Annotated in this window: 8 protein-coding genes and 6 tRNA genes; 12 read left to right on the top strand and 2 right to left on the bottom strand. The window is 40.2% G+C overall.

Annotation, left to right across the window (positions count from 1 at the left end; all coding sequences use genetic code 11):
• Nucleotides 1–1,072 (bottom strand): peptide chain release factor 1 (prfA, locus tag L647_RS0107810; protein ID WP_024610665.1); only part of this gene is annotated, 1,072 nt, incomplete at its 3' end.
• A 7-nt stretch (nucleotides 1,073–1,079) separates the two neighbouring features.
• On the bottom strand, nucleotides 1,080–2,336 hold the full coding sequence (hemA, locus tag L647_RS0107805) for a glutamyl-tRNA reductase (protein WP_024609880.1): 1,257 nt from the start codon (nucleotides 2,334–2,336) through the stop codon (nucleotides 1,080–1,082).
• A gap of 83 nt (nucleotides 2,337–2,419) precedes the next feature.
• Between hemA and lolB the strand changes: the two genes are divergently transcribed.
• The 12 genes from lolB (at nucleotide 2,420) to L647_RS0107740 (ending at nucleotide 8,454) form a co-directional block, all read left to right on the top strand.
• Nucleotides 2,420–3,007: a lipoprotein insertase outer membrane protein LolB gene (lolB, locus tag L647_RS0107795; protein ID WP_024609881.1), complete on the top strand. Its 588-nt coding sequence runs from the start codon at nucleotides 2,420–2,422 to the stop codon at nucleotides 3,005–3,007.
• A gap of 1 nt (nucleotide 3,008) precedes the next feature.
• Entirely contained in the window at nucleotides 3,009–3,866 is an 858-nt protein-coding gene (ispE, locus tag L647_RS0107790) for a 4-(cytidine 5'-diphospho)-2-C-methyl-D-erythritol kinase (protein WP_024609882.1), read from the top strand.
• Nucleotides 3,867–3,954: 88 nt separating this feature from the next.
• Nucleotides 3,955–4,902: a ribose-phosphate pyrophosphokinase gene (locus tag L647_RS0107785; RefSeq protein WP_024609883.1), complete on the top strand. Its 948-nt coding sequence runs from the start codon at nucleotides 3,955–3,957 to the stop codon at nucleotides 4,900–4,902.
• A gap of 148 nt (nucleotides 4,903–5,050) precedes the next feature.
• A complete protein-coding gene (locus tag L647_RS0107780) occupies nucleotides 5,051–5,665 on the top strand; it encodes a 50S ribosomal protein L25/general stress protein Ctc (RefSeq protein ID WP_024609884.1) in 615 nt (204 codons plus the stop codon).
• 19 nt (nucleotides 5,666–5,684) lie between these two features.
• Nucleotides 5,685–6,269, top strand: coding sequence for an aminoacyl-tRNA hydrolase (gene pth / locus L647_RS0107775; RefSeq protein WP_024609885.1), 585 nt, complete (start codon nucleotides 5,685–5,687; stop codon nucleotides 6,267–6,269).
• Between the two features lie 54 nt (nucleotides 6,270–6,323).
• Nucleotides 6,324–7,415 (top strand): redox-regulated ATPase YchF, encoded by a 1,092-nt coding sequence (gene ychF, locus L647_RS0107770; protein WP_024609886.1) that lies wholly within the window; start codon nucleotides 6,324–6,326, stop codon nucleotides 7,413–7,415.
• Nucleotides 7,416–7,745: 330 nt separating this feature from the next.
• Nucleotides 7,746–7,822, top strand: a tRNA-Met gene (locus tag L647_RS0107765).
• 63 nt (nucleotides 7,823–7,885) lie between these two features.
• Nucleotides 7,886–7,970, top strand: a tRNA-Leu gene (locus tag L647_RS0107760).
• Nucleotides 7,971–8,009: 39 nt separating this feature from the next.
• A tRNA-Gln gene (locus L647_RS0107755) sits at nucleotides 8,010–8,084 on the top strand.
• A gap of 5 nt (nucleotides 8,085–8,089) precedes the next feature.
• Nucleotides 8,090–8,166, top strand: a tRNA-Met gene (locus L647_RS0107750).
• A gap of 89 nt (nucleotides 8,167–8,255) precedes the next feature.
• Nucleotides 8,256–8,340 (top strand) — tRNA-Leu (locus L647_RS0107745).
• Between the two features lie 39 nt (nucleotides 8,341–8,379).
• Nucleotides 8,380–8,454 (top strand) — tRNA-Gln (locus L647_RS0107740).
• Nucleotides 8,455–8,479 lie beyond the last annotated feature (25 nt).

Genomic DNA, 8,479 nt, shown 5'->3' with positions numbered 1-8,479 from the left:
TAGCCGCTAATAAGTCAGCTTGATGCTCTTGCATTAATGGATCGATCACACAGCTTAAATCACCCGCTACTACTTCATTTAAGCGATAAAGTGTCAGGTTAATACGGTGATCGGTAATACGACCTTGAGGATAGTTATAAGTACGGATACGCTCAGAACGGTCACCACTACCTACTAAATCACGACGCTCAGAAGCCTCTGCTTCATGGCGTTTTTCATCTTCAGCTTGTTGCAGTCGAGCTGCAAGTACTGACATCGCTTTAGCGCGGTTTTTATGCTGTGAACGTTGATCCTGACACTCAACCACAACACCGGTAGGTATATGTGTAAGTCGAATAGCAGAGTCTGTTTTATTAACGTGCTGACCACCTGCGCCTGATGCACGAAATGTATCAACTTTTAAATCTGCTGTATTAATTTGTATCGCTTCTGCTTCTGGTACTTCTGCCATTACCGCAACGGTACAAGCAGAGGTATGAACACGCCCTTGTGACTCAGTTTCTGGCACACGTTGTACGCGGTGTACTCCTGATTCAAACTTTAATTGCCCGTAAACACCTTCGCCACTAATATTCGCAATCACTTCTTTGTAACCACCGTGCTCACCTTCATTGGTGCTCACAACTTCTACTTTCCATTTTTTAGTTTCTGCGTAACGGCTGTACATACGAAATAAATCGCCGGCAAAAATTGCCGCTTCATCGCCGCCCGTTCCAGCACGAACTTCAACAAACACGTTATTGTTATCGCGTGGATCTTTTGGCAACATCAATACTTGAATTTGATCTTCAATTGCTAGAATTTGTGCTTTAGCTTCTTTGTATTCTTCTTGCGCCATTTCACGCATTTCAGGATCCGAATCTTTAAGCATCTCTTCTGCACTGGCTAAATCATCTTGCGTTTCTTTATAAACTAAAAACGTTTTTACAATCTCTTCAAGCTCAGAATATTCTTTTGAAAGCCCACGAAAACGATTTTGATCACTAATGACCGACGGGTCACTTAGCAGCGCTTGTACTTCTTCGTAGCGTTCTACTAAGGTTTCTAATTTATTATAAACAGACTCTTTCATTTAACGGTTATTCCTGATCAATACCTAACATTTTTTTCAACTGGTTTAGCTGCGCCACTTCACCTTTTTTCGCTGCATCTTGTATAGCACGTGTAGGCGCGTGCATTAAGCGATTGGTTAATTTATTGGCCAACTCTAAAATTACTTTTTCTGCATCTTTACCACTAGAGAGTTGGCTAACCGCCTTCTCTACTAATTCAGACTTTATTGTTTGTACATCATTTCGATAATGGCGGATTAAATCTACCGAATCGAGTGAACGCATCCACATTGCAAATTCTTTAGTGCGTTCAATTATAATAATTTGTGCTTGTTCAGCAGCTTGCTCTCGCGCTGCCATATTTTCGCTTACAATAGTTTGTAAGTCATCAACTGAATATAAATAGGCTGCATCGAGCTCGCCTACTTGGCTTTCTATATCGCGTGGCACAGCGATATCTATAAACAACATCGGTTTATTTCTACGCTGTTTGAGAGCCTGCTCAACCACACCCTTACCTATAATAGGAAGCGTACTGGCTGTAGAACTAATCACTATATCGGCTTCATGTAAACGCTCTGGCAACTGTGCAAGCGCAATCACATCTGCCGACACTTCATCAGCAAGGCTGCGCGCACGTTCAATTGTTCTATTAGCTACCGTTATTTTTTTAGGCTCATTTTGATATAAATGCTTAGCTACCAGCTCAATGGTCTCGCCTGCACCAATTAATAACACATTGGTCTGATCAAGCTTGCCATAAATATGTTTTGCTAAATTAACTGCCGCAAACGCGACCGACACAGCACTTGCACCAATGTTTGTTTCGGTTCTGACTTCTTTTGCAACCGAAAAAGTTTTTTGAAATAACCGATCAAACGTAACACCAATGGCATCATGTGTTTTAGCACTATTATAAGCTTGCTTTATTTGCCCTAATATTTGCGGTTCACCTAACACTAAAGAATCCAAACCACAGGCAACACGCATTAAATGATTTATTGCATCATTACCTTCATAACAATAAATATTGCTACTCAGTTCTTGTTCATCTAAACCATGGAAACTGGCTAACCAATGCAACAGTGTTTGGGATTTTTGCTGAGCAAGGCTACAATAGATTTCGGTTCGATTACAGGTAGAAACGATCACCGCTTCACTAAACGCAGCGTGACCACTTAATTGTTGCAACGCCTCTGATATTTGCTCAGGCGAAAAAGCCACTTTTTCACGTAAGTCTACGGATGCGGTTTTGTGATTTATACCAAGTGCTATTATGGTCATATTTGCCAAATATTGCTGAGCCCTACTTTAAAGGCGGCAATTTTACCAAAAATCAGCGGAATATGGAAAGTAAGGAACGACATTTGATTCGACAATATTTAATTTTATTTACCTTTTTTTTATTTTTAGGTGGTTGCACGCAACAAACAAACAAAATAACAACAACTTACGATGATTGGAAACCTCGCCTTGCTGCTCAAAAAACTTGGCAAGTAGAGGGGAAACTTGCTTTTATCAGCCCTGATGAGCGCCAATCTGCAAATTTAAATTGGCAACAAAGGGAAAATAGTAACAATTTAGTGCTGACTACTTTTATTGGTACGCGCATTTTGTCGCTTAAACAAACCGAAAAAGGTGCTGAGCTAGAATTTGATGGTGAAGAGTATTTTGATACTGATGCTGCGCGACTTCTTAAACGTTTAACTGGTTTTACTTTACCTGTAAATAATGCCGATAGTTGGTTAAAAGGTACTATTGACGATCAAAGCTTAATAGTTGATCAACTCGGTCGCGCTAAACAAGTACTTTGGTTTGATAACACCGGTAAGAAATGGCAAATAGATTACAGTGCATATATGCAAACTGAAGGTTATTGGGTTCCAACCAAACTAACGCTCAAACACCAAAGCATTAGAATCAAAATTCAACTCTATGACTGGCAATTTAATTAATATGAATACCAAAACGTCTTTTTCTTTAATTGCTCCGGCAAAACTCAACTTATTTTTACACATTAACGGGCGTCGTGAAGATGGCTATCATGAGCTGGAAACTTTATTTACTTTTTTGAATTTTGGAGATGAACTTAGTTTTGAACTAGTGCACACATCCACAATTTCAATAGAGGGTGATACTAAAGATATCCCTTTAATAGACAACCTCATCTATAAAGCTGCCTTATTATTACAAACTAAGAGCAAAACGGAGCTTGGTGTAAAAATAAATTTAATTAAACGCTTACCAATGGGAGGCGGTGTTGGAGGTGGTTCATCAGATGCCGCAACTACATTATTAGCGCTCAATAAACTTTGGAAAACACAGTTAAGTTTGGATGAACTTGCTCATTTAGGCTTACAATTAGGAGCAGATGTTCCCGTGTTCATACATGGTCAAAGCGCCATAGCACACGGCATTGGCGAAAAATTACACCAAGTAGAACTAGAACAAAAATGGTACTGTGTAGTACATCCAAATCAACATGTAAGTACCGCAAAAATATTTACTCATCCTGAGCTAAAACGTGACACACCTAAAATATTAGGTGACTGGAAACAGTATATTTTAACTAATGATTGTGAGCCTTTAGTTAAAAAGCTTTGTCCCGAGGTTGAAAAAACCCTCCAGTGGTTGCTAAAATACGCCCCGTCGAAGATGACCGGAACAGGTTCATGTTGTTTTGTAGAATTTGCTAGTCAAGTTCAAGCACAAGATGTACTTGCTAACCTCCCCCATACTTGGCAGGGATTTATCGCCTCAAGCGTTAATGTCTCCCCTGCTCATACGGAGTTAGCCGCTATATTCGATCAATGAAGTAACGTAAAAGTAATCATAAGTTAACCCGCAGTGGTATTTATCATTGCCCGTTAGTCCAAAATTTCAGTGCCTGAGGAACCCAACCGTGCCTGACATGAAGCTCTTCGCTGGTAACGCAACACCTGAGTTAGCTCAAAAAGTTGCAAAACGTTTATATATTGAATTAGGCGATGCTGTTGTAGGCCGTTTTAGTGACGGTGAGATCAGTGTTCAAATAAATGAAAATGTTCGTGGCTCGGATGTTTTTATATTGCAATCAACCTGTGCCCCTACAAACGATAACTTAATGGAACTTATCGTTATGGTTGATGCTTTACGTCGTGCATCTGCAGGTCGTATTACTGCCGTTATTCCTTATTTCGGTTATGCCCGTCAAGATCGTCGTGTACGTTCTGCCCGTGTACCAATTACTGCTAAAGTTGTTGCTGACTTCCTATCAAGCGTAGGTGTTGACCGTGTACTTACGGTTGATTTACACGCTGAGCAAATTCAAGGCTTCTTTGATGTACCAGTAGATAACGTATTTGGCAGCCCTGTATTACTTGAAGATATGAAAGCCCGTCATTTTGATGACGTTGTTGTTGTATCTCCTGATATTGGTGGTGTTGTACGTGCTCGTGCTATAGCAAAACTATTAAACGATACCGATTTAGCTATTATTGATAAACGTCGCCCACAAGCAAACGTTTCTCAAGTAATGCATATTATTGGTGATGTTGAAGGTCGTGATTGTATTATCGTAGATGATATGATTGATACCGGTGGTACATTGTGTAAAGCTGCTGAAGCACTTAAAGAACATGGCGCAAAGCGTGTATTTGCATACGCTACGCACCCTATTCTTTCTGGTAAAGCTGCAGAAAATTTACGTAATTCAGTAATTGACGAAGTGATTGTAACTGACTCAATACCTCTATCTGAAGAACTTAAAGCGCTTGATATAGTTAAAGTACTTACTCTTGCAGATATGCTAGCAGAGACTATTCGTCGTATTAGTAACGAAGAATCTATTTCAGCGATGTTCGAACACTAAAATCAAACATTTCTGAATATAAAAGCGCCTTTTGGCGCTTTTTTTGTAAGCGATGTATATTTTACAAGTACGCGGTGGTATGATAGCGCGCCTTTTGGCTGGGGTCCTTGGTCGCAAAGGCCCTACACTTATAATTATTGGAGACATCATGTCTAACAAAACTTACACTTATAACGCTGAACTTCGCGTAGAAACTGGTACTGGTGCGAGCCGCCGCCTACGTCGCGAAGACAAAGTACCTGCAATCCTTTACGGAGCAGATAAAGAAGCTCTATCTCTTACTTTTGCTCATAAAGATATGATCAAAGCGCAAGAAGATGAAGGTTTTTACACTCACATCATTACACTAAACATAGGCGGCGAGTCTGTTGAAGCTATCTTAAAAGATATTCAACGTCACCCATTCAAGCCTAAGCTTACTCACCTTGATTTCCAACGTGTAGATGCTACTCATACATTCCAAACTAAAGTTCCTCTTCACTTCATCGGTGAAGATATCGTGACAAAACTAGGTGCAACTGTTGTTCACCAGTTAACTGAAGTTGAAATTTCATGTCTTCCAAAAGCACTTCCAGAATTTATCGAAGTTGATGTGTCTAACTTTGTAGTTGGCGATTCGGTTCATATTTCTGACCTTACTTTCCCTAAAGGCGTTAGCTCTGTAGATTTAGGTAAAGGCGAAGGCCATGATCAGTCTATCCTGACTATCAAAGCAAACAAAGCAGCTCCAACTGAAGACGACGCTTCAGACGCTGCAGAATAATATTTAAGGTCTCGCAACCTTGAATTCTATTCAAATGCTTGTGGGCCTGGCTAATCCAGGCCCCGAATACGCAAACACACGTCACAATGCAGGTGCTTGGTTCATCGAGCAAATCGCTGCACGCTACAACTGCACTCTAAAATACGATCCTAAATATCACGGCCTTACAGGTAAAGTGATCATTCAAGGCCAAGAATTCAAATTATTGATCCCCACTACTTACATGAATTTAAGTGGTAAAGCGGTCAGTAGTTTAGCTAATTTTTTCAAAATCCCAGTGGAAGACATTTTAGTTGCCCATGATGAGTTGGATTTAGACCCAGGCGTTGCCAAATTAAAAAAAGGCGGCGGGCATGGCGGTCATAATGGTTTAAAAGACATTATTGCAAAAATGGCAAATCAAAAAGACTTTATGCGTTTACGTATAGGTGTAGGTCATCCAGGGCATCGTGAAATGGTCACCGGTTGGGTGCTTGGTAAAGCAGCCAAAGACGATCAAGAAAAAATGGATGCCGCTGTTGATGAAGCAGTTCGTTGTATGGAAATACTTGCAAAAGATGGTGTGTTAAAAGCACAAAACAGACTACATTCGTTTAAACCCTAGTAACTTGGGTCCAAGTACACCGTTTAAACGAATTCTAAACTAAGGTATCTTACTATGGGTTTTAAATGTGGCATCGTTGGCTTGCCTAACGTGGGTAAATCAACGCTTTTCAATGCATTAACCAAAGCGGGTATTGAAGCCGCTAACTTTCCTTTTTGTACCATAGAGCCTAATACAGGTGTGGTGCCTGTGCCAGATCCTCGCTTAGACGAGCTCGCTAAAATTGTAAATCCGCAACGCATCCTTACAACAAGTATGGAATTTGTGGATATTGCAGGTTTAGTAAAAGGCGCATCTAAAGGTGAAGGTCTTGGTAATCAGTTTTTAGCTAACATTCGCGAAACTGATGCTATTGGTCACGTAGTTCGCTGTTTTGAAGACGAAAACATCATTCATGTAGCGGGTACAATTGACCCTGCAGACGATATTGACGTAATTAACACCGAGTTAGTACTTTCTGATATGGATAGTGCTGAAAAAGCTCTTTTCCGTAACGCGAAAAAAGCAAAAGGTGGCGATAAAGACGCTAAAGAGCAAAATGCCGTACTTGAAAAAGTAAAAGTGCATCTTGATGAAGGCTTAACTTTACGTTCTTTAGATTTAACTAAAGAAGAAAAAGCAGCTATCAGCTCTGTTAACTTCTTAACTATCAAACCAACTATGTATATTGCTAACGTTGCAGAAGATGGTTTTGAAAATAACCCTTACCTTGACCGCGTACGTGCTATCGCCGAAGCAGAAGATGCTATTGTAGTACCCGTATGTGCCGCTATTGAATCTGAGCTTTCTGAACTAGATGAAGAAGACAAGCTTGAATTTATGGCTGATCTTGGTTTAGAAGAGCCGGGTCTTAACCTTGTTATTCGTGGTGGTTATGAATTACTGCAATTACAAACATACTTTACAGCTGGCGTAAAAGAAGTACGTGCATGGACAATCCCTGTAGGTGCAACAGCACCACAAGCCGCAGGTAAAATCCATACAGACTTCGAGCGTGGCTTTATTCGTGCGCAAACTATCGCTTTTGACGACTTCGTTGCCTTTAAAGGTGAGAGTGGCGCAAAAGAAGCAGGTAAAATGCGTCAAGAAGGTAAAGAGTACATTGTTAAAGATGGCGATGTAATGAACTTCCTGTTCAACGTATAAGTACAAATTAAACCAATTTAGATTGGAATAATTTTTAAAGGCTCGTTTTTACGAGCCTTTTTTGTATTTAAGCATTATTAAAATAATAATTAGCCTCAACTAGTCTATCTTTGTAATATCGCTTAATTAAAGAAGTACAGGCTTAATTAAGATTCGGCGCCTTAAAGGCAGTTAAAAAAACAGCATTTTTATTAAAATTTAGCCGGTTAGCTCAATTTTCCTGCAAACAAACACAGTTAAGTGTTTTTTTGCAAAAAAGGTGTTGACGAATTTGGGTCATATCAGCATAATACGCCCCGCACTCAGCGATGAAGTGCTAACAAAAAAGATGGCTAAGTAGCTCAGCTGGTTAGAGCACATCACTCATAATGATGGGGTCACAGGTTCAAATCCCGTCTTAGCCACCATTTATTTTTTGTTGCTCAATGAAGAGTCTAAAATAACTACCTGTACTTTATTGTACAAACGATGCGGGAGTGGCGGAATTGGTAGACGCGCTGGATTTAGGTTCCAGTATCTTAGGATGTGAGAGTTCAAGTCTCTCCTTCCGCACCATAATTCTTGATAAGAATTAAAACTATCAATTGTTATTGTTGGGATATCGCCAAGCGGTAAGGCACCAGGTTTTGATCCTGGCATTCCCAGGTTCAAATCCTGGTATCCCAGCCAACAATGGCTAAGTAGCTCAGCTGGTTAGAGCACATCACTCATAATGATGGGGTCACAGGTTCAAATCCCGTCTTAGCCACCATTTCTTCTTTTAGAAATGGCTCTGCAAGAGTTAAATTGCACTCAATGAAGAGTTTAAAATAACTACCTGTGTTTTATTACACAAACGATGCGGGAGTGGCGGAATTGGTAGACGCGCTGGATTTAGGTTCCAGTAACTTCGGTTGTGAGAGTTCAAGTCTCTCTTTCCGCACCATTTCTTGATAAGAAATAAAATTATCAAATAATTCTTTGTTGGGATATCGCCAAGCGGTAAGGCACCAGGTTTTGATCCTGGCATTCCCAGGTTCAAATCCTGGTATCCCAGCCAACTTCTTCTACCAAGGAAAGTTGGA

It is taken from the genome of Pseudoalteromonas sp. TB64 (genome assembly GCF_000498095.1).
Classification (GTDB): Bacteria; Pseudomonadota; Gammaproteobacteria; order Enterobacterales; family Alteromonadaceae; genus Pseudoalteromonas.
This window is presented reverse-complemented; position numbering and strand designations above follow the sequence as displayed.